Below are 20,690 nucleotides of genomic sequence, written 5' to 3' on the forward strand. Positions count from 1 at the left end.
GCTGTCGTCAGCCTACCAGCGGTAGCGCAAGGTCGCGATCACCTCGCGGCGAAGGCCATAGTAACAGCCGAAATCCTGGCACAGCGTCACATAGGTCTTGTCGAACATGTTGTTGGCATTGACCTGGCCGGTGAAGCCCTTCCACTCCTTGTTGAGCGCGCCGAAATCGTAATGCAGGCCGGCATCGACCAGCGTGACGGACGGCACGAAGAAGGTATTGGCATTGTTGCCGGCGGTGTCGCCGAGATAGCGCACGCCGGCGGAGAAGCCGAAGCCGTCGAGCGGGCCGCTGTGGAAGGTGTAGTCGGCCCACAGATTGGCGCTGTGGCGCGGCATGCCGGTCAGGCGCTGGCCGAGTTGTGCGGCATTGTTGGTGCTGGTCACCTTCTGGTCGAGATAGGTGTAGGAGCCTAGCACCGTGAGGTCGCGCGTCACTTCGGTCTTGGCTTCGAGTTCAAGGCCGCGCGAGCGGATCTCACCGGTCTGCACGCTGAACAGCGGATGCAGGAGGTCGCTGGTGAGCACGTTCTGCTGTTTCAGGTCGAACAGCGCCATCGTATAGATCGATTTCGCATTCGGCTGATACTTGATGCCGGCCTCATATTGCTGGCCGCGGGTCGGCACGAAAGGCAGACCATTGAAACCGGTGCCGACGGCGGGCTGGAACGACTCGGTATATTGCACATAGGGCGATATGCCGTTGTCGAACTTGTAGAGCAGGGCTCCGCGCTTGCTGGTTGCAGTGTCGGTCTGGTCGACGGCGGTGATGACATTGGTCAGGAGACTGGTCGAGGTGCTCTTGCTGTTGGCCTGATCGCGGCGGATGCCGAGCAGGGCAACCCAGTTGTTGAAGGTGATCTGGTCCTGCGCATAGAAGCCGAGCTGCTCGATTTTCTGGTCGCGCTTCTGTGTCAGGGTAACGATCGGTGACGGACCATAGACCGGGTTCAGCGCATTGATGGTGGTCGCCGTGCCGGAGCCATTGATCGCATTGTCGGTGGCGTAGCGATAATCGATGCCGAACAGCACGGTGTGCTCGAAGGCGCCGACGCGGAATTTACCCTCAGCCTGGTTGTCCATGGAGAATGAGCGGATCGCTTCCTGGGTGGTGTAGGCGCCGCGGGTCAGCTTGGTCGGATCGGTCAGATTCACATCCGGCGAGGTCACTGCCGAATAGCTCGCATTGTCCATGTAGCGCAGATTCTGGCGCACGGTGAGGCCGCCGTCGAACTTGTGCTCGAACTGATAACCGATCGAGGTGAAGTCGCGGGAGGTGCGATCGAAGCCGGGCTGGCCGGAGAAGAAGCTGGTCGGGATATACTGGCCGTTATAGGGCGTGATCATGCCGATGCCGCGCGGCAGCAACTGATTGTAGAAGCCGGCCTTCGGATCGCGTTGATAGACGCCCTGGATCGTGAGCGTGGTCTGGTTATCCGGGCGCCAGGTCAACGACGGTGCGATGGAGACGCGCTGATAGCTGCGGGTGTCCACCTGGCTGCCGACATCGTAGCCGGAAGCGGTGAGGCGGTAGAGAAACTCCTTGTTCTTGTCGAGCGGACCCGACAGATCGACGCCGCTCTGCACGCGGCCATAGCTGCCGGTGGAGACGAACATCTCGTGATAGGGATCTTCGGTCGGCCGCTTGCTGACCATGTTGACGACGCCGCCGGGCGAGGCCTGGCCATAGAGGATCGAGGACGGACCGCGCAGCACTTCCACGCGTTCGAGATTGAAAGGCTCAACGATCGGATAGCCGAAGATACCGAAATTCACGAGCCGCATGGAATCGAGATACTGATCGGCGAGGAAGCCACGGATATAGACCTGATCGAAGCGGCCGTCGCTGCCCAGCACTTCGCTGCGCGTGCCCGGCACATAGCGCACCGCCTGCGCGATGCTTTGCAGCCCTTGCGCCTGGATCTGGTCTTGCGTGACCACCGAAACGGACTGCGGCGTTTCGATCAGCGGCGTGTCGGTCTTGGTGCCGGTGCCACTGCGCGTCGCCACATAGCCATCGACATGGCCCCATGCGATTTCACGCGCCGGCGCGGCGGCAGGCACGGCTTGCGGCGCATTGGCATTGCGCGAATTGGCGCGGCGGCCCGCGGCGCTGCGCGCGGTGGATGCGCGGCGCGATGCGGCCGTCGGTTTGCGTTTGGCGGCGGATTCCTGAACCACGACCGGTGCGAGCTGTTGCGGTGCTGTCTGCGATGCGGCAGGCCGCGACATGCCTGCCGAAAGTGCAATCGTACTCACTGCGCCAAGCGTGATGGCGCGCATGATGTTCCGTTCAAGACCGTTCACTGAAGTTGCCCCGCATTCCCGCGCCGCAACGGGCGGCATCGTTTGTGCGACGTTCTAGCGCGGCGGGTGCGGCAAAAAAGTCTTTGAGGTTTAGAATTAGTTGAAAGTTAGCTTTAGAATTTTTCCAGTGAGCGCAACGGTTGAGCGTGTTGTCGCTACACCCCGTCGAGGATGATCACCGTCGGTCTCTTCGGTAGCGCGCCGAGGGAGATGGTCAATGTTCGTTGTGTCCGCTGATCGATCTCGAAATTCTGCCCGATCTTCTGCATGAAATCGCTGAGCGGCGTCATGAAGCGATGCATGGGCAGCACGACGGACGCGCGCAGCCGCTTGGTGATGTCGGAGATGCCGTCCAGCGACATCGTATAGCTGCCGTCGATCGGCACCATCACGATGTCGAGCCGGCCGATGGCGGCGAAGTGACTTTCATCGAGCTTGTGATGGAGGTGGCCGAGATGACCGATGCACAGGCCGGCGACCTCGAAGATGAAGATCGAGTTGCCGTCTTTCATCATTTCTCCGCCGGCATCGTCGCCATAGTAGCGACGGATGTCGGTGGTCACATTGCGGATCAGCACATCGCCGATGCGTTCGTGGATGTGCGCCGGCTGTCCGTTCTCGCCCCAGCCATGCAGCACCGTCTTGATACGTGGATCGGGATTCAGTGTGTAATGCGTGCTGTGCGCACGGTTCATCGTCACGACGTCGGGAATCCGGTTCAGCTTGTAGACGCCGTTGTAATCCGTAGCGATGGTCACGCCGCCGGGCGTGTCGATGTAATAAGTCGAGTGGCCTGCATAGGTGATGGAGACTTCGTCCGCCTTGGCCGCGGTGCGGCGGAGGCTGACCGGAATAGCGCGAGGCGGGCGCTCGGCCATCGCGAGGCATTCGCTGCCACGCGGCGTATTCTGTGCGAAGGTGGGGACGGATAGCCAAGCGAGCGCGGCGAGGACGACGGAGAGAAAACGCATGTTTGACGGTCTCCGGATTGCGCAGTGACTGTAACGCCAAACCCGGCCTCCGCAACGGCAGGAATGCCGCGCTACTGCTGCTTGAGCGGTCGTCGTGCGAAGCAATTGCCCGGTTTCGCGGCGTGGCGGACCGGAACGGCCTGCATCGCAGGCATGGCCGCACATCACTTGACCCTGCGGCGGGACGCAGTCAGGTTCCGCGCCATCGCCCGCGAACCCTGACGACTCATGTTCACTATCGCCTCGCTCTGGATCCCTTTCACCATCATCGCCTCACTCGGGCAGGTGGCGCGCAATGCCATGCAGCGCTCGCTGACGGGGCCGCTCGGGACATGGGGCGCGACGAATATCCGCTTTCTGTTCGGCTTTCCGTTCTCGCTGGTGTTCTTTGCGGTGATTGCGCTCGCCACCTGCGATCGCGTGGCCTGGCCGAGCATGGCGTTCTGGCCATGGCTGTTGCTCGGTGCTCTCAGCCAGATCTTCGCCACCGGGCTGATGCTGGCGGCGATGAACGAGCGTTCCTTCGTGGTCACGACGGCCTATCTCAAGACCGAGGCGATCCAGACCGCGATTTTCGGTTTCGTGTTTCTCGGCGATCACCTGACGGTTCTGCGGGTGGTGGCGATCCTGATCGCGACGCTCGGGGTGGTCGTGACAGCGCTGCGGCCGGGAGCGGCGCGCGAACTTGGCAGCATCAGGCCGACGGTTCTGGGTCTCGTCGCCGCTGCGGGTTTCGCGCTGTCCGCGGTCGGCTTCCGCGGCGCCATCATCGCGGTGCCCGATGTGAGTTTCGTCACGGCCGCCTCCTATGCGCTGGTCTGGTCGCTGTTCGTGCAGACCGCGATCCTCACCGTCTATCTGCTGCTGCGGGAGCCGGTGATCCTGCGCAACATCCTTGGCTTGTGGCGTCCGTCGATGCTGGCCGGTTTTGCCGGTGCCGCGGCCTCGCAGTTCTGGTTCCTGGCCTTTGCGCTGACCGCCGCCGCCAATGTGCGGACGCTGGCGCTGGTCGAGGTGCTGTTCGCGCAGGCTGTGGCCTACTATTCGTTCAAGCAGCCGCTCTCCGTGCGCGAAGTGTCGGGCGTGGTGCTGATCGTGGCCGGTGTGGCGCTTCTCGTCGCGGCATGACTGCGCATCATGTCTCTTTCGCCGCCTGAAACGCTGCGATAGGACTGGCCTTGTTTCGTCCGAGGCGAGATCGATGCGCATTCTGCCCCTGCTGCTGCTTTTGTCGCTGACCGGTCCTGCTTTCGCCGCGGACGTCATCGTCAGGGATGGCGACACCATCCAGATCGGCAACGTCGCCTACGAACTGGCCGGCGTCGACGCGCCGGAGATGGATCAGCCCTGTGTCGACGAACACGCCGACAACTGGGCCTGCGGGACAGAGGCCCGCGACTGGCTGATCAAGCTCATCAACAAGCGCGAGGTCCGCTGCGAGGATCTCGGCGAGGACAAGATCGCAAGGAATCGCCGGCTGGGTATCTGCACCGTCGCGGGTGAGGCGGAAAGCCTCAACCGGTCGGTGGTCCTGGCTGGGTACGGCGTGCGCATCGCAGCGCCGGCCAATGCCGGAGCATCGTCGCCGGCCGATGAGGCGGGGGCGCGCGACAGGCGACAGGGGCTGTGGCGCGGCTGCTTCGTCGCGCCGGCGGATTTCCGCAGCAAGGCCGTGGGCGGCAAGCTGCTGGGGGCGTCCTGCCAGCCCGGCAAGGAGACCGCCTTGCGCGCTGCGCTGTTCCCGGCCGATCTCGCCATGCCTCAAGGCTGCAATATCCGCGCAAAACAGGTCCGCCGCGCCAAGCTCACGGGCAATGTCGGCGTCTATCTGATCCCGCAATGTCAGAACTACGCCACCCAGCCGAAGCCGGACCGCTGGTTCTGCAGCGAGGACGACGCCCGCGCTGCCGGATACCGCAAGGCGCTGAATTGCCAGGCATCCAGCAGCCGCAAGTGAGCCCTCCGCCCGGCGCGCTGGACCTCGCGGGCTGAACCACGTAGCACAACGGAAAGCTGGTTCTGTCGCGGCTTGCGGCTTATTCCAGCATGCGAAATCCGGAGTGAAGCGCTTGGCCGAGACCATCAGTTCGTCCGCATCGATCGAAGCCGTTGAACGCGGGCTGGCCTCTGCCGGCTACATCGCCAGCCGGCAGATTTCCACCGCCGTCTATCTCGCCGAAAAGATCGAGAAGCCGATCCTGGTCGAGGGCCCGGCCGGCGTCGGCAAGACCGAACTCGCCAAGGCCATCGCCGCCTCGCGCGGGCTCGAGATGATCCGCATGCAGTGTTACGAGGGGCTCGACGAGGCCAAGGCGCTGTATGAGTGGAAATACGCCAAGCAGTTGCTCTACACGCAGATCCTCAAGGACAAGCTCGGCGAAGTGCTGGGCGGCGCCGATACGCTCGCCAAGGCACTCGATCAGCTGCATACGTTCGGTGACGTTTTCTTCTCCAAGGAATTCGTCGAGCCGCGGCCGCTGCTGCGCGCGCTGGAGCAGCCGAAGGGCTGCGTGCTGCTGATCGACGAGATCGACAAGTCCGACGCCGAATTCGAGTCGCTGCTGCTGGAAATCCTGTCGGACTTTCAGGTCACCATTCCCGAACTCGGCACCATCGCTGCCATCGTGCCGCCGACGGTGATCCTCACCTCCAATGGCGAGCGCGATCTCGGCGACGCGCTGAAGCGCCGCTGTCTGCATCTGCATATCGGTTTCCCCGAGCCGAAGCTGGAAGAACGCATCGTCGAGACCCGTGTGCCCGGCATTCCCGCCACGCTGCGCAAGCAGCTCGTCGGTTTCGTCAATCAGGTCCGCACGCTGGATCTGAAGAAGCTGCCTTCGGTGAGCGAGACCATCGACTGGGCCAAGGTGCTGGTGCTGCTCGGCGCGTCCGAACTCGGCCATCAACTGGTGAAGGACACGCTCAACGTGCTGCTGAAATATGAGGGCGACATCGAAGCTGCCTTGCCGAATGTCTCCACTTTCGTCGCCAATTCGGGGCGGCAGGGCGTGTTCGGCTAGGCCATGCGCGATACGCTGCATCGTTTCTTTCGGGCGGCGCGCGGCGCCGGGGTGCGAATCTCGCCTGCCGAAAGCATCGATGCCATGCGTGCAGCCGCCGAAGTCGGGCCGGGCGACCGCGAGATCCTGCGCGACGCGCTGCTGCTGACGATGGCGAAATCCGGTGAGGAGAAGGCCGCGCTCGCCGCCTGTTTCGATGCGTTCTTCACCCATCCCGATTTCGAAACGCCGCCGGCGGCGAACGATGATCAGGCGGACGAAAGCAGCGATACTAGCGAGGGTGCTCCCGACACCGCCGAAGGCGTCGCGTCCGGACAGGTTTCGTCCGAGCTCGGTGCGCTCGCGCAGATGCTGCTGGCGCAGGATCGTGCTGCTGTCGCCGCCGCGCTGTCGAATGCCGCCAACGCGGCGGGGTTGACCGATATCCGCGTCTTCACCCAGCGTGGGCTGTTTGCCAGCCGCGTGCTCGAACAGCTCGGCATCGCGCAACTGCGCGACGATATCGACGCGCTCAATGCCCGCAATCCGGCCGATGCCGAACGCCTGACCTCCGCGCTCGGCAGCCTGCGCGAAACCGTCAGCGAGATGGTGTCACAGGCGCTCCTTCTCTACGGCCGCGAGGAGACCGAGGCGCTGCGCAACGAGATCCTGCGCAGCGCGCCCATGGCGCGGCTGGAGCAGCGCCAGATCGCGCAGATGCGTCTCCTGATCCGGCAGATCGCGCGCCGCCTGCGCGAGCGCTTCAGCAAGCCGCGCAAACGCCAGCGCCGCGGCCATCTCGATGTCCGCCGCACCATCCGCCGCAACGCCGCCTGGGGCGGCGTGCCGTTCCTCACCGCCTGGAAACGCCGCCATCGCGACAAGCCGAAGATCGTCGCCATCTGCGATGTGTCGGGCTCGGTGGCCCAGGTGTCGGATTTCTTCCTGCTGCTGATTCACAGCCTGCATGAGGTGGTGTCGGATGTACGCTCCTTCGCGTTCTCCGGCAATCTGATCGAAGTCAGCGCCATGCTGGAGAACAACAAGCCCGAAGAAGCCATGAAGCAGATCATGTCCTCGGTCGGCTTCGGCTCGTCGGACTATGGCCGCTCGCTCGCCGACTTCGAAAAGGGTTTTATGAGCGCGGTGACGCCGCAGACCACGGTGATCGTGCTCGGCGATGCCCGCAGCAACAATCTCGATCCGCGCGCCGACATTTTGAAGCGGATCGGCGAGCGTTCGAAGCGGCTGGTCTGGCTCAATCCGGAGGGGCGGGTGAGCTGGGGCTTCGGCGATTCCGAAATGCCGCGTTACGCGACCTTCTGCAATGTCGTCCGCCAATGCGCGACCGCGCAGCAGCTTGAGCGGGCGGTGTCTGACATCGTGGCGGCGTATCAGTAGATCCGCTGTCATCGCCCGGCCGGCGCGCAGTTGCGCGCCAGGACCGGGCGATCCAGTAAACGCCGATGCTTCTGTGTCTACTGGACCACCCGCTTTTGCGGGTGGTGACAATCTGAGTGATTGACGGAGTTGCCCATGCCCACCATCGATACACTTTTCATCTCCGCAAAATTGCCGGACGGCACGTTGAACGACGTCGCCGTGGCCGGCGGACTTATCGCTGGGATCACGCCCAGCGGCGGCACGCCTGCCGCAACCGAGACGATCGATCTCGGCGGCGCGCTCGTCATTCCGTCCTTCGTCGAAGGCCACATCCATCTCGACACCAGCTTCTACGGCGATGTCTGGCGGCCGCATGTGCCCTATTCCAATGGCTTCAAGGTGCAGGAGCGCGTGGCGATCCAGGCCGATAACATGGCGAAGGCTGCGCCGATGGCCGAACGGGCGACAAGCCAGCTCGAACTCTGCCTCGGTCACGGCAGCACGCGGATGCGCAGCCATGTGATGGTCGATGGCTCGGTGGGGCTGAAGTCGCTGGAGACGATCCTCGCGGTGCGCGAAGCGCATCGCGAACTCATCGACGTCCAGCTCGTGGCCTTCCCGCAGAGCGGAATCCTGCGCAGCCCGGGGACGCCCGATCTGCTTGATGCGGCCTTCGATCTCGGCGCCGACGTGATCGGCGGTCTTGATCCCGGCGGTTTCGACCGCGATGTCGAGAAGCATCTTGATGTCGTGTTCGGGATTGCCGAGCGCCGCGGGGTCGATGTCGATATCCATCTGCACGATCCCTCCATGCTCGGCATTTTCGAAATCGAGCAGATCTGTGCGCGCACGCGCGCGCTCGGCATGCAGGGCCATGTCGCCATCAGCCACGCCTATTCGCTCGGCGATGTCGGTGCCGATGTGGTGCAGCGGACCGCCGAGACGCTGGCCGCGAGCGGCGTCGCCATCATGACCAATGCGCCGGGCGCGCGGCCGTTTCCGCCGGTGAAGGTGTTGCGCGCGGCGGGCGTCACCGTGTTCGGCGGCTGCGACAATATCCGTGACAGCTGGTGGCCCTATGGCGACGGCGACATGCTCGGCCGCGCCATGATGATCGGCTACCGTTCGGGCTTCAACACGGACGAAGACCTGACGCTCGCCTTCGACATCGTCACATCGGGCGGCGCCAGGGCGTTGCGGCTGGACGATCATGGCCTGCGCATCGGCGCCAAGGCTGATTTCGTCGCCATCGATGCCCCGCATGTGCCGCAGGCTGTCGTCGATCTCCCCAAGCGCCGCGCGGTCTACAAGAACGGCCGGCTGGTGGCGCGGGACGGCGAGATCGTTCGAAAGGCTTGAATCATCGGCCAGAAGCGGTAGGACTGCGCCGACAATCCGCTGGCATGCCAGAGATTTTGGAGACGCAGAATGCTTGAAACACCGCGCGCGCGCCGGGGCATGGTGACCTCGCCGCATCATCTGGCGTCGCAGGCCGGCCTCGATGTGCTCAAGGACGGCGGCACCGCCGTCGAAGCCGCGATCGCCACGGCGGCGGCGCTGGCGGTGGTCTATCCGCATATGACCGGTATCGGCGGTGACGGCTTCTGGCTGATCGCCGAACCCGGCAAGACACCGGTGACGGTGGATGCCTGCGGCCGCGCCGGTGCGGCCGTCGATCTCGCTTATTATGCGAAGCACGGCGTTTCGGCGATTCCGTTCCGCGGCCCGCTCGCCGCCAATACCGTGGCCGGCACGGTATCCGGTTGGCAGAAGGCACTGGATGTCTCGAAACACTGGCAGACACCGCTGTCCCACGGGCGCCTGCTGGACAGCGCGATCTATTATGCCGAGAACGGCATTGTGGTCACGCGCAGCCAGTCCGAACTCACCGCCGAGAAATCCGCGGAGCTCAAGGGCCAGCCAAACTTCGCCGCGACCTTCATGCCGAACGGTCAGGCACCTGCGGAAGGCGATGTGCTGAAGCTGCCGGCGCTTGGCGCCACGCTCAGGCGCCTCGCTGCCGATGGTTTCGAGAGCTTCTACAAGGGTAAGCTTGCGGACAGCATCGCCGCCGATCTTGCCAAGGTGGAGTCACCGGTCACGGCCGCCGACTTGCAGCAGCATCAGGCCAGTGAGCGCCCGCCGCTGACGACGACCGTGCGCGGCGCGCAACTGTTCAACATGGCGCCGCCGACGCAAGGTTTGTCGTCGCTGATGATCCTCGCGATGTTCGATCGTCTCGGCGTGACGCAGGCGGAAGGTTTCGATCATATCCATGGTCTGGTCGAGGCCACCAAGCAGGCCTTCATCGTCCGTGACGAGCATGTCGGCGATCCCGATCACATGACCGTCGATCCCGCGATCTTCCTCGAGGAAGCCAAGCTCGACGAACTAGCTCGCCGCATCGATCGCAAGACCGCGCTGCCGTGGCCGCATATCCGCAAGCCCGGCGACACGATCTGGCTCGGTGTGATCGACGGCCAGGGACGTTCGGTGTCGTTCATCCAGTCGGTCTATTTCGAATTCGGCTCCGGCGTGGTGCTGCCGGAAACCGGCATCTGCTGGCAGAATCGTGGCGCCTCGTTCCGCCTTGCCGAGAGCGGCTGGAATGCACTGAAACCGGGCCGCAAGCCTTTCCACACGCTCAATCCGGCGATGGCGATCTTCGATGACGGCCGCCGCATGGTCTATGGCAACATGGGCGGCGAAGGGCAGCCGCAGACGCAGTCCGCGGTGTTTTCGCGCTATGGCATGTTTGGCATGCCGCTGCAGCAGGCGGTGACTGCGCCGCGCTGGCTGCTCGGCAAGACCTGGGGCGACGAGAGTGTCACGCTGAAGGTGGAGGATCGGTTCGATCCGGCCTTGATCCAGCAGTTGCGCGATGCCGGTCATGTTGTTGAGGTGCTCGGCAGCTATACCGGCACCATGGGCCATGCCGGTGCCATCGTGCTGCACGAGAACGGCGTGCTGGAAGGCGCGACGGATCCGAGGTCGGATGGTGCCGTGGCGGCGTGGTGACTCTTGTCGTTGCCCGGCTTGACCGGGCAACCCAGTTGACACCGGCCTGTCATGTCATCGCAGGCGTCTGTGTGTACTGGATCACCCGCTTTCGAGGGTGATGACAAATGAGCATGGGGCTCGCCTCGGCCGTCCTAAACGGCCATCATCTTCCGCAATTCGGTCTTCAATATCTTGCCGTTGGCATTCCGCGGCAGCGGTTCGCTCAAGAACGTGATGCTCTCCGGCACCTTGTAGTCGCTCAATCGCTCCGCGCAGTAGGTGCGGATATCGGCCTCGTCGCCGCCATCGGGACTATAAGCGAAGGCGTGCACGCGCTCGCCCAGCACCGGATCCGGTTTGCCCACCACGGCGCTCTCGACGATGGCGGGATGATGCGACATCACATTCTCGACCTCGGTGCAGTAGATCTTGAAGCCGGCGCGGTTGATCATGTCCTTCTTGCGATCGACGACATAAACATAGCCGTCTTCGTCCATGCGCCCGATATCGCCGGAGCGCCAATAGCCGCCGACGAAGCCCGTTCGCGTCGCTGCCGGATTGTCCCAATAGCCCGGCACCACCATGGCGCCGGCGATCAGCAATTCGCCGTCCTCGCCGCGCGGCACCTCGCGCCCCTCGTCATCGGCAACGATGATATGGGCGCCTGTCACAGGTCGGCCTACCGAGTTGATCTTTTCAGCGGGCGAACCCGGCGGAAACATCGTTGCGGGTGACGTCGTTTCGGTCGAGCCATAGGCATTGCAGAGATTGAGTTTCGGCAGCGCCTCTGCGAGACGCGTGATGGTCGCGTCCGGCATCGGAGCGCCGCCGAAGCCGGCGATGCGCCAGCAGGACAGGTCGTGCCTGTCGAAGTCCGGCTGCAGCAGGCAGAGATTGTACATCGCCGGCACCATCAGCGTGTAGGTCATGCGCTCGCGGGCGGCGAGGGCGAGAAACTCCGGCGCCTTGAAGGCGGGCATGATGACGAGAGTCCCCGCGACATTGACGGTGGTGAGGATCAGCGCGACCAGTCCGGTGACGTGCGAGGCCGGCACGGCCAGCATGGTGACATCGTTGTCCCCCAGGTTGTAGCCGTGCTGGAAGTTCAGGACCGAATGGATGATGCTGGCATGGGTGAGCATCGCGCCTTTCGGATTGCCTGTGGTGCCGGATGTATAGAGCAGACAGGCGGTGTCCTCCTGATGCAGAGCGGGAAAGGCGATGGCGGGCGCTTCGGCCATCAGTTCGGCGAAGGATGTGGCGCGGCCATCGCCGACCACCCATTGCCGGCGCAATTCGGCGCGCGGCGCGGGCAGGTTGGTTTCGCAATCGGCGTCGTAGACCAGCGCCGATGCTCCGCACTGCTGCAGCACATAATCGACCTCCGGCGCACGCTGTCGCGTATTGAGCGGGACGACGATCATGCCGGCGCGGCCGGCGCCCAGCGCGCAAAAAACGAACTCCAGACCATTGCCGAGCAGCATCGCGATACGCTCGCCTTTCCGGAAGCCGGCGGCAGTCAAATTGCGGGCGATATTCTCGGCCATGCGGTCGAGCTCGGCATAAGTGATGCGCCGGTCGCCGAGCACCAGCGCGATGCCATCGGGCTTGCGCGCGACGGCGGCGCGAAACATGGCGTCGACGGAGAGTGGACGGTCCTTGAAACAGGCGACGACGCGGTCGCCGTAGAGCGCCTCATGGCGGGTCGCGGGGGCAGTTCGCTCTGGCATTTGCATCCCTGACTTTCTTGTTCCGCCATTGTGCTGGCGGTGTAGGCGTCAGGTTAATCAGACGGGCGGCCATTGCCAACAGCTTCGGAGTCCGGGAAATGATCCCGAAAGGGATGCCGCTTCCTCAACGAGGATCAAGCGCGTTCTCACGAGCTTCCACCGTCACATGCCGAAGCTCATGCACGGCTGCGAGCCGTTGCCGCACGGCATCGGCGCTTGCGGCGCCGGAGAAAGCCACGATGGCGGCATGGGCGCCCGGACCGATGCGCCAGACATGCAGATCGAAGATGCGAGCATCGCCGGCGCGCTCGACCTCCTCGCGGATCTCCTGTTCGAGATGCGGATCGGAGGTGTCGAGCAGGACGCGGGATGTGTCGCGCAGCAGATTCCACGACCAGCTCGCGATCACGATGCCGCCGACAATGCCCATCACCGGATCGAGCCAGACCCAGTCCAGATAACGGCCCGCGAGCAGGGCGGCGATGGCCAGCACCGAGGTCAGCGCATCGGCCAGCACATGCATGAAGGCGGAGCGCATGTTGTTGTCGTGATGATGCACGCCGTGATGATCATCGTGGTCATGCGCGTGATCGTGGTGGCCGTGATGATGGCCGGCGCTGAGAAGGAGCGCGCTTGCAATATTCACGATCAGGCCGATGACGGCGATCACCGTGGCCTCGCCGAAAGCGACCGGGGACGGGTTGAACAGCCGTTGCGCGGATTCGGTCGCGATGCCGATCGCAATCATGGCCAACACCAGCGCCGACGCGAAGCCGGCGAGATCGCCGACCTTGCCGGTGCCGAAAGTGAAGCGACGGTTATGCGCGTTGCGCCGGGCATAGGCATAGGCGCCGGCCGCTACGGCAAGCGCCACGGCATGCGTCGCCATGTGAAAGCCGTCGGCCAGCAGCGCCATGGAATTGAACACCGTGCCGGCGACGATCTCGCCGACCATCATCAGCGCCGTCAGCGCGACCACCCACAGGGTACGGCGCGCGTTCTCGTCGTGGCTGTCGCCGAGAAACATGTGATCGTGAGCGAGAGCGTCTATGTCGCCTTGGGTAGGCATGACGATTCCTATTTGGCGTAGCGCCGGATCGCGGCGATCAGTTCCTCCGCGCCCTCGGCACGCGCGGCGGCGGAAAGCTTGGGATGGGCGACGTGGTCGCGGACGTGGTTCTCGATCAGCTCGTCCATCAGTCCGTTCACGGCACCGCGCACGCCCGCGACCTGATGCAGGATCGGGGCGCAGCCGGCATCCTCCGCGATGGCCTTCTCGATGGCTGCCATCTGGCCGGACAGGCGGCGGACTCGGGCGAGCAGTTTGGCCTTGTCGGCGATCAGGTGGGACATAGGATAGTCCCCTACCCTATATTTCCTTCGGGCGAAAGACCCCGCCCGGCGGAAAGCCGGGCAGGGAAGTCTGCGGGAGAGAACGGAAACGGACGGATCAGGCGGCGGCGGCCATCACGCGGGGATGAGCGACATGCTCTTTCAGCACGGAACCGGAAGCATCGACCTCGGCCAGCGAGACGTCGTAACTCCACAGGTCGGCCAGATGCTGCAGCACGCGCTTGGTATCGGGTTCGTTGAGAAGCGCGCCGTCGAGAACCGAGTGCCTGAGCATCAGCCGACGGTCGCCGGCGAGATCGACGTCGACGACCTCGATATTGGCGTCGATGAGCCCGACGTCATACTGCCGCGACAGCGCGCGGCGGACGCTGCGGTAACCGCGCTCGTTGTGAATGGCCTCGACGAGGATGCCCGAGGTGTCGGCGGGATCGTCATGCAGGTGGAACATCCGCATGTTCCGCATCAGGCGCGGCGACAGGAACTGGCTGATGAAGCTCTCGTCGCGATAATTGGCCCAGATGTCGCGCAGCACACCCATGACGTCGCCCTTGCCGGCGATATCCGGAAACCACTCGCGGTCCTCGTCTTCCGGATGGGTCACGATGCGCTCGATGTCCTGCATCATCGCGAAGCCGAGGGCATAGGGGTTGAAGCCGGAGAAATACTTGCTGTCGAAATCCGGCTGGAACACCACGTTGGTGTGCGATCCCAGAAACTCCAGGAAGTTGCCATCCGAGATCTGCCCGCGCTCATGCAGGGCTGTCATGATGCGATAGTGCACGTAAGTCGCCGTGCCTTCGTTCATGACCTTGGTCTGGCCCTGTGGGTAGAAATACTGTGCGATGTTGCGGACGATGCGCAGCAACTCGCGCTGCCAGGTGTGCAGGCGCGGCGCAGTCTTTTCCAGGAAGTACAGCAGGTTTTCCTGCGGCAGGCCGAGCAGCGCGCGACGGCGCTCGGCACTGAGTTCCGCCCGCTTCTTCGAAGGGCCGGTCGGTACCGTGCGCCAGAGGTCGTTGAACGACGCTTCCTCATGCTCTCGGCGCTCCATGGCGCGCTTTTCCTCGGCGCGCAGGTCGAGCGACTTCTTGCCGGGATACCGATCGACACCGTGGGACATGAGCGCATGAGCGGCATCCAGCGTCTGTTCGACGGCGATGCTGCCATGTTTTTCCTCGCATTGCGCCACATAGGCCTTGGCGAAATCGAGATAGTCGAGGATGCCGTGGGCATCGGTCCACTGCTTGAACAGATAGTTGTTCTTGAAGAAGTGATTGTGCCCGAAGGCGGCATGCGCGATCACCAGCGTCTGCATGGTCGCCGTGTTCTCCTCCATCAGATAGGAGATGCAGGGCGAGGAGTTGATCACGATCTCATAGGCGAGGCCCATCAGACCCTTGCGATAGGACGCCTCCTGATGCGCGAACTGCTTGCCGAACGACCAGTGCTTGTAATAGAGCGGCATGCCGATGGACGAATAAGCGTCGAGCATCTGCTCGGCAGTAATGACTTCGATCTGGTTCGGATAGACGTCGAGACCGAGCTCGTTGAGCGCGATCTCCTCGCAGGCGTCGTGGATGCGCTGGATCGTCCTGAAGTCCCAGTCGGCACCTTCGAAAAGCCGTTCACCCTTGCTGAAGGTCGTCATGGAGCCACCTCTTTACCGGTGCGGCGCTGGAACAGGTCGTGGAACACCGGGAAAATCTCGCTGCGGTCGTTGACCTTGCGCATGGAGAGCGGTTCGCCCTCGCTGCGCAGCCGCTGGTACAGCGTCCACAGTGAGGATTCCGACATCTCGAACGGGTGGCCGCCGCTTTCGCCGACTTCGAGATAGGCGAAGAACTGCGACACCGGCAGGATCATGTCTTTCAGCAGCACGCCGGTGCGGTCGCTGTCGGCATAGGAGTTGTCGCCGTCGGAAGCCTGCGCGGCATAGATGTTCCAGTCGGCCGGGCGGAAGCGCGATTGCACGATCTCGTGCATGGTTTCCAGCGCGCTCGATACCAGCGTGCCGCCGGAGGCCGGCCCATGGAAGAAGGTCTGTTCGTCCACCTCCTCGGCGCGATCGGTGTGACGGATGAAGACGATCTCCACCTTCTTGTAGCGCCGCGTCAGGAAGACGTAGAGCAGCATGTAGAAGCGCTTGGCGAGGTCCTTCATATGCTCGGACATGGAACCCGAGACGTCCATCAGGCAGAACATGACAGCCTGCGCCACCGGTTTGGGCATGGTCTCGAAGCGGCGATAGCGGATGTCGATGGGATCGATGAACGGAATGCGTTTCGCCTTCGACTTCAGGCGTTCGATTTCGGCCAGCAAAGCCGGGCGGCGTTCATCGTTGCAATCGTCCAGCTCGGCTTCGAGTTGCGCGATCGTCTCGGGGCGTGGTCGCTGAAGTGCGACGCGCCGCGCCAGCGCGAGGCGCACGGTCCGCCCGATAGAGATATTCGCGGGTGAGCCCGTTGTCGTATAGCCTGCGCGGCGCAGGCCTTCGTTTTCGACCTCGGCAAGCTTGCGCTTGGAGAGATCGGGCAGTTCGAGATCGTCGAGAAATATATCGACGAACTCGTCGCGGCTGAGGACGAAACGAAATGCGTCTTCGCCGTCGCCTTCGCCGGCCCCGTTGCCGCCGCCGCTCTTGGATTGCGGCCGCTGCAGGATATCGCCTTCGACGAATTTCTTGTTGCCGGGGAGCACGCGGTCGCGCACCCCGCCCTCGCGATGGAAACGTGGCTCATTCATGCCGTCGAGCGGGATCGTGACTTCGCCGCCTTCGAGGACCTCCTTGATATCGCGGTCCTCGGAGGCTTTCTTCACTGCACCCTGCACCAGAGTCTTCGCGCGCCGTAAAAACCGTTGCCGATTTTCCAGGCTCTTGCCACTCGGGTTGAGGCGCCGATCGACGATATGCATGGCCACGTATTTCCTTGCGTCGTTCCTTAAGTTCAGCCGGCCTGCTTCACCCGCATGTACCATTCGACGAGCCGGCGCACCTGGCGTTCGGTGTAGCCGCGCTCGACCATGCGGGCGACGAAGTCGTCATGCTTCTTCTCGGTCTCGCCGTCCTTCTTCGAACCAAACGAGATGACCGGGAGAAGGTCCTCGACCTGCGAAAAAATTCGCTTCTCGATGACTTCGCGGATCTTCTCGTAGCTGGTCCAGGTCGGATTCTTGCCGCTGTTATGCGCCCGGGAGCGCAGCGAGAACTTGACGACCTCGTTGCGGAAGTCCTTCGGGTTGGCGATCCCGGCGGGCTTCTCGATCTTGCTCAGTTCCTGATTGAGCAATTCGCGGTCCATCATCTGGCCGGTGTCGGGGTCCTTGAAGTCCTGATCCTCGATCCAGGCGTCGGCATAGTCGACGTAGCGATCGAACAGGTTCTGGCCGTAATCCGCATATGATTCCAGATATGCCTTCTGGATCTCATGGCCGATGAATTCCGCGTAACGCGGCACCAGTTCCGCCTTGATGAATTCGAGATAACGCTTCTCGACTTCATCGGGCAGCTGTTCGCGCCGGATCGCCTGTTCCAGCGTGTACATCAGATGCACGGGATCCGCGCCGACCTCCGACGTGTCGTGATTGAAGGTCGCGGCGAGGATCTTGAATGCAAACCGCGTCGAGACGCCGTCCATGCCTTCGTCAACACCGGCGGCGTCCTTGTATTCCTGCACGCTGCGCGCCTTCGGATCGGATTCCTTCAGGCTTTCGCCGTCATAGACCCTCATCTTCGCAAACGTGGTGGAGTTCTCGTGCTTGCGCAGACGCGACATGACCGAGAAGCGGGCCAGGGTCTCCAGCGTGGCCGGCGCGCAGGGCGCCGTGGCAAGTTCGGAGCCCGAAATCAGCTTCTCGTAGATCTTCTGTTCTTCAGTGACGCGCAGGCAGTACGGCACCTTGATCACGCAGATGCGGTCGATGAAGGCCTCGTTGTTCTTGTTGGCCTTGAAGCTCTGCCACTCCGATTCGTTGGAGTGGGCGAGGATCACGCCCGTGAACGGAATCGCGCCGATGTTCTCGGTGCCGATATAGTTGCCTTCCTGCGTCGCAGTGAGCAGCGGATGCAGCATCTTGATCGGCGCCTTGAACATTTCGACGAATTCAAGCACGCCCTGGTTGGCGCGGTTGAGCCCGCCGGAATAGGAATAGGCGTCGGGATCGTTCTGCGCATAGGTTTCGAGTTTGCGGATATCCACCTTGCCGACCAGCGAGGAGATATCCTGGTTGTTCTCGTCGCCCGGTTCGGTCTTGGCGATGCCGATCTGGCGCAGCCGCGACGGCTGGATGCGCGCCACACGAAACTGTGAGATATCGCCGCCGAAGGCTTCGAGCCGCTTGTAGCACCACGGTGACATCAGACCGGTGAGGCGACGGCGCGGGATGCCGTACTTCTCCTCGATCATCGGGCCGAGCTGATCGGGATCGAACAGCGACAACGGGCTCTCGAATACTGGCGAGAGCTCGTCGCCGGCCTTCAGCACATAGATGGGATGGACTTCCATCAGCTGCTTGAGCCGTTCGGCGAGCGACGACTTGCCGCCGCCGACCGGGCCGAGCAGATAGAGGATCTGCTTGCGTTCTTCGAGGCCCTGCGCCGCATGGCGGAAGAACGCGACGATGCGCTCGATCGTGTCCTCCATGCCGTGGAAGCCGGCGAATGCAGGATAGGATCGAATCGTCCGGTTCAAAAAAATACGGCCAAGGCGGGAGTCCTTGGCCGTGTCGATCATTTCAGGCTCACCGATCGCAGCAAGGAGGCGTTCCGCTGCGTTCGCGTATTTCATGGGGTCGCCGCGGCAGGACTCCAGATATTCGGACATCGACATGTCCGTCTGGCTCCGGGCTTCGAAGGTTCGAGCGAACGCATTGAACAGAGAATCGTTGTACATTGATCCCTCTCTCCTTTGGTCGGTCGGCCGTCCTATTGATCGCGATCCTTTTTTGTGGTAATGGCGCGCGGCTCAAACCTGATCGCGACTCAATATCAGCGCTTGGTCTTCAGGACACATCCAGGTCCATTGCAGCGCAATGCGATCTGAGTGCATTTCGCGACTCATATTCGTGCACATGCTTATAAGTTAGGCCAGATTCGCGCGCTCTCAAGGCCTGTGTGGGCGATTGTCTGTCTCTGTGACTCAACCGCCACAAAATCGTCGCATCTGGAAAATGCTTCTGATGGCGCGCTAAGGCGCGCAATATCCATCGCGCAATAAAACGTTAATGTGGATGAACGCCGCACGCGCATGCTGCCGGAAAGCGGGGGCCGTTTCCGGATAAGATCATGCTTCGATGGAGAAAAACGCCAGCGTTCGATTCGCGGAAGGTGCCTCGGACTCTAGTTCCGGTCGCCCGGCAGCACGGGAATCGGCGTTACCTCGATGCCTTCATCGATCAGGGAGCGGGCTTCTTCGGGAGAGGCCTCGCCGTAGATCGGACGGTGCTCCTTGTCGCCATAGTGCATGGCGCGCGCCTCGTCGGGAAAGCCTTCGCCGACATTGTCCGCATGCTTCACGATGTGATCGCGGAGCTCCTTCAGCTTGGCGCGCAGTTCGGCTTCCTGCGGCGCCATCATCAAGGAAGTGCTGTCCGCAGGTTGCGCGGCTGAGCTGTCCTGCTTCTGATTGCCCTTGCGCCCGAGCTGCGGGGCCATGATGGCCTTCTCGACCTTCGCCGAACCGCACTGGGGGCAAGTCACCAGCTTGCGCTTCACTTGGGAGTCATAAGCACCCGAACTCTGGAACCAGCTTTCGAAACCGTGACCCTTGTCGCAACGTAGATTGTAGCGAATCATTTTGCGTCCCGGACCAGATGCAAGTAGCCCGGTCCGCCTTTGGTATCGCTGACGGCGAAGCGGCGGCCATGCTGCAGCGATGGGACGGCCTTGCGCGCCTCCGTCACCTTGGCCGGATCGATCTCGGCGACGATGAAGCCGGGGTCGACGCCGTTGGCTTCCGCGATCACCGTGCCCCACGGATCGACGATGAGCGAGTGGCCGTAAGTGGCGCGCTTGTTCTCGTGCACGCCGCCCTGCGCGGCTGCGAAGACGAAACTGCCATTCTCGATGGCGCGGGCGCGCAGCAACGTGTGCCAGTGCGCCTCACCGGTCTTCTGCGTGAAGGCGGAAGGGACCGTCAGGAATACGGCGCCGCTCTCGGCCAGCGCGCGATACAGCGACGGGAAGCGGACATCGTAGCAGATGGTGAGGCCGATTCGGCCCCACGGAAGATCGGAAATGACGGCTGCCTCACCCGGCTGGTAGTTCGCCGACTCGCGATAGGTCTCACCGTTCGGCAGATCGATGTCGAACATGTGGATCTTGTCGTAGGTCGCGATCACGTCGCCGTCCGGTCCGATCAGGAACGAGCGGTTGGCCGCGCGTTCCGGCGTGGCCTGCACCGCCAACGATCCGATATGCAGATGGATGCCGAGTTCGGCCGCCAGGGCGCGATACGCCTTCAGCGACTCGTCGTCTTCCTGGGTGCGCAGATGCTCGAACAGGCCGGCGCGGCCCGTCTGCATCATGTTGGTGACTTCGGGGGTCTGCACGTAATCGGCGCCGGCCAGCGCGGCCTCGCGGATCAGATGACGTCCCTGTTCGAGGCTGTCGCGCGGCACCAGGCCGGTGCGCATCTGCACCATGGCGGCCACGAAAGTGTGCTTGGCCTCGGTCATGCGGTCGCCCCTTCGATCATGCCGTCGAGCTTGCCCTCGCGGTCAAGCGCGTAGAGGTCGTCGCAGCCGCCGATGTGCCGGCCGCCGATGAATATCTGCGGGAAGGTCGCACCCGGCCGGGTGCGGTCGAACATCGCCTGTCGCAGATCCGGGTCCGTCGCCGTGTCGTAATGCGTGAACTCCGCCTTCTTGCGCTGGAGCAGCGAGATAGCTGCGCTGCAATAGCCGCAGCCGGGGCGGGTGTAGATTTCGATGGCGGCGGCCATGCCGGGCACTCC

General features: G+C 63.2%; 17 protein-coding genes. 6 read left to right on the forward strand and 11 right to left on the reverse strand.

All coding sequences use genetic code 11. The features are described from left to right. Positions 1-12: 12 nt before the first annotated feature. Both E0H22_RS05065 and E0H22_RS05070 read right to left on the reverse strand, forming a co-directional pair. A complete protein-coding gene (locus tag E0H22_RS05065; protein WP_233024562.1) occupies positions 13-2,304 on the reverse strand; it encodes a TonB-dependent siderophore receptor in 2,292 nt (763 codons plus the stop codon). Between the two features lie 155 nt (positions 2,305-2,459). Beyond that, positions 2,460-3,275 (reverse strand): MBL fold metallo-hydrolase, encoded by an 816-nt coding sequence (locus E0H22_RS05070; RefSeq protein ID WP_233024563.1) that lies wholly within the window; start codon positions 3,273-3,275, stop codon positions 2,460-2,462. Between the two features lie 228 nt (positions 3,276-3,503). Between E0H22_RS05070 and E0H22_RS05075 the strand changes: the two genes are divergently transcribed. The 6 genes from E0H22_RS05075 to E0H22_RS05100 all read left to right on the forward strand — a co-directional run bounded on the left by E0H22_RS05075 (position 3,504) and on the right by E0H22_RS05100 (position 10,675). Beyond that, the gene (locus E0H22_RS05075; protein ID WP_233024564.1) at positions 3,504-4,403 is read left to right on the forward strand and encodes a DMT family transporter; all 900 of its coding nucleotides are present in this window, start codon (positions 3,504-3,506) and stop codon (positions 4,401-4,403) included. Between the two features lie 73 nt (positions 4,404-4,476). Further along, complete coding sequence (locus E0H22_RS05080; protein WP_233024565.1) at positions 4,477-5,232, forward strand: thermonuclease family protein; 756 nt, start codon at positions 4,477-4,479, stop codon at positions 5,230-5,232. A gap of 112 nt (positions 5,233-5,344) precedes the next feature. After that, a complete protein-coding gene (locus E0H22_RS05085; RefSeq protein ID WP_233024566.1) occupies positions 5,345-6,295 on the forward strand; it encodes an AAA family ATPase in 951 nt (316 codons plus the stop codon). Positions 6,296-6,298: 3 nt separating this feature from the next. Continuing rightward, positions 6,299-7,675 (forward strand): vWA domain-containing protein, encoded by a 1,377-nt coding sequence (locus E0H22_RS05090; protein ID WP_233024567.1) that lies wholly within the window; start codon positions 6,299-6,301, stop codon positions 7,673-7,675. A gap of 135 nt (positions 7,676-7,810) precedes the next feature. Further along, entirely contained in the window at positions 7,811-9,016 is a 1,206-nt protein-coding gene (locus E0H22_RS05095) for an amidohydrolase family protein (protein WP_233024568.1), read from the forward strand. A gap of 69 nt (positions 9,017-9,085) precedes the next feature. Continuing rightward, a complete protein-coding gene (locus E0H22_RS05100; protein WP_233024569.1) occupies positions 9,086-10,675 on the forward strand; it encodes a gamma-glutamyltransferase family protein in 1,590 nt (529 codons plus the stop codon). Between the two features lie 134 nt (positions 10,676-10,809). Here the strand turns inward: E0H22_RS05100 and E0H22_RS05105 are convergent, their stop codons facing one another. From E0H22_RS05105 to grxC, 9 genes are all read right to left on the reverse strand, one after another. Continuing rightward, complete coding sequence (locus E0H22_RS05105; protein ID WP_233024570.1) at positions 10,810-12,387, reverse strand: class I adenylate-forming enzyme family protein; 1,578 nt, start codon at positions 12,385-12,387, stop codon at positions 10,810-10,812. 124 nt (positions 12,388-12,511) lie between these two features. After that, a complete protein-coding gene (dmeF, locus tag E0H22_RS05110) occupies positions 12,512-13,456 on the reverse strand; it encodes a CDF family Co(II)/Ni(II) efflux transporter DmeF (RefSeq protein ID WP_233024571.1) in 945 nt (314 codons plus the stop codon). A gap of 8 nt (positions 13,457-13,464) precedes the next feature. Then, entirely contained in the window at positions 13,465-13,740 is a 276-nt protein-coding gene (locus E0H22_RS05115; protein ID WP_233024572.1) for a metal/formaldehyde-sensitive transcriptional repressor, read from the reverse strand. Between the two features lie 97 nt (positions 13,741-13,837). Beyond that, a complete protein-coding gene (locus E0H22_RS05120; RefSeq protein WP_233024573.1) occupies positions 13,838-15,388 on the reverse strand; it encodes a SpoVR family protein in 1,551 nt (516 codons plus the stop codon). Next, positions 15,385-16,653, reverse strand: a complete 1,269-nt coding sequence (locus tag E0H22_RS05125) for a YeaH/YhbH family protein (protein WP_233024574.1) — start codon at positions 16,651-16,653, stop codon at positions 15,385-15,387. Before E0H22_RS05125 ends, E0H22_RS05120 begins: the two co-directional genes overlap by 4 nt. 32 nt (positions 16,654-16,685) lie before the next feature. Continuing rightward, positions 16,686-18,629, reverse strand: a complete 1,944-nt coding sequence (locus E0H22_RS05130; RefSeq protein ID WP_233024575.1) for a PrkA family serine protein kinase — start codon at positions 18,627-18,629, stop codon at positions 16,686-16,688. 446 nt (positions 18,630-19,075) lie between these two features. Further along, positions 19,076-19,531, reverse strand: coding sequence for a DUF1178 family protein (locus E0H22_RS05135; protein WP_233024576.1), 456 nt, complete (start codon positions 19,529-19,531; stop codon positions 19,076-19,078). After that, positions 19,528-20,412: a carbon-nitrogen hydrolase family protein gene (locus E0H22_RS05140; protein WP_233024577.1), complete on the reverse strand. Its 885-nt coding sequence runs from the start codon at positions 20,410-20,412 to the stop codon at positions 19,528-19,530. Before E0H22_RS05140 ends, E0H22_RS05135 begins: the two co-directional genes overlap by 4 nt. After that, positions 20,409-20,678 (reverse strand): glutaredoxin 3, encoded by a 270-nt coding sequence (gene grxC, locus E0H22_RS05145; RefSeq protein ID WP_233024578.1) that lies wholly within the window; start codon positions 20,676-20,678, stop codon positions 20,409-20,411. The genes E0H22_RS05140 and grxC overlap by 4 nt, the downstream gene beginning before the upstream one ends. Positions 20,679-20,690 lie beyond the last annotated feature (12 nt).

It is taken from the genome of Rhodopseudomonas boonkerdii, from assembly GCF_021184025.1.
Taxonomy (GTDB): Bacteria; Pseudomonadota; Alphaproteobacteria; order Rhizobiales; family Xanthobacteraceae; genus Tardiphaga; species Tardiphaga boonkerdii.

Coding starts and splice junctions, on each gene's coding strand:
- E0H22_RS05125 (WP_233024574.1), bottom strand. CDS start 16,653: ATGCATATCGTCGATCGGCGCCTCAACCCGAGTGGCAAGAGCCTGGAA.
- E0H22_RS05080 (WP_233024565.1), top strand. CDS start 4,477: ATGCGCATTCTGCCCCTGCTGCTGCTTTTGTCGCTGACCGGTCCTGCT.
- dmeF (WP_233024571.1), bottom strand. CDS start 13,456: ATGCCTACCCAAGGCGACATAGACGCTCTCGCTCACGATCACATGTTT.
- E0H22_RS05095 (WP_233024568.1), top strand. CDS start 7,811: ATGCCCACCATCGATACACTTTTCATCTCCGCAAAATTGCCGGACGGC.
- E0H22_RS05090 (WP_233024567.1), top strand. CDS start 6,299: ATGCGCGATACGCTGCATCGTTTCTTTCGGGCGGCGCGCGGCGCCGGG.
- E0H22_RS05070 (WP_233024563.1), bottom strand. CDS start 3,275: ATGCGTTTTCTCTCCGTCGTCCTCGCCGCGCTCGCTTGGCTATCCGTC.
- E0H22_RS05130 (WP_233024575.1), bottom strand. CDS start 18,629: ATGTACAACGATTCTCTGTTCAATGCGTTCGCTCGAACCTTCGAAGCC.
- E0H22_RS05115 (WP_233024572.1), bottom strand. CDS start 13,740: ATGTCCCACCTGATCGCCGACAAGGCCAAACTGCTCGCCCGAGTCCGC.
- E0H22_RS05140 (WP_233024577.1), bottom strand. CDS start 20,412: ATGACCGAGGCCAAGCACACTTTCGTGGCCGCCATGGTGCAGATGCGC.
- E0H22_RS05075 (WP_233024564.1), top strand. CDS start 3,504: ATGTTCACTATCGCCTCGCTCTGGATCCCTTTCACCATCATCGCCTCA.
- E0H22_RS05105 (WP_233024570.1), bottom strand. CDS start 12,387: ATGCCAGAGCGAACTGCCCCCGCGACCCGCCATGAGGCGCTCTACGGC.
- grxC (WP_233024578.1), bottom strand. CDS start 20,678: ATGGCCGCCGCCATCGAAATCTACACCCGCCCCGGCTGCGGCTATTGC.
- E0H22_RS05135 (WP_233024576.1), bottom strand. CDS start 19,531: ATGATTCGCTACAATCTACGTTGCGACAAGGGTCACGGTTTCGAAAGC.
- E0H22_RS05120 (WP_233024573.1), bottom strand. CDS start 15,388: ATGACGACCTTCAGCAAGGGTGAACGGCTTTTCGAAGGTGCCGACTGG.
- E0H22_RS05100 (WP_233024569.1), top strand. CDS start 9,086: ATGCTTGAAACACCGCGCGCGCGCCGGGGCATGGTGACCTCGCCGCAT.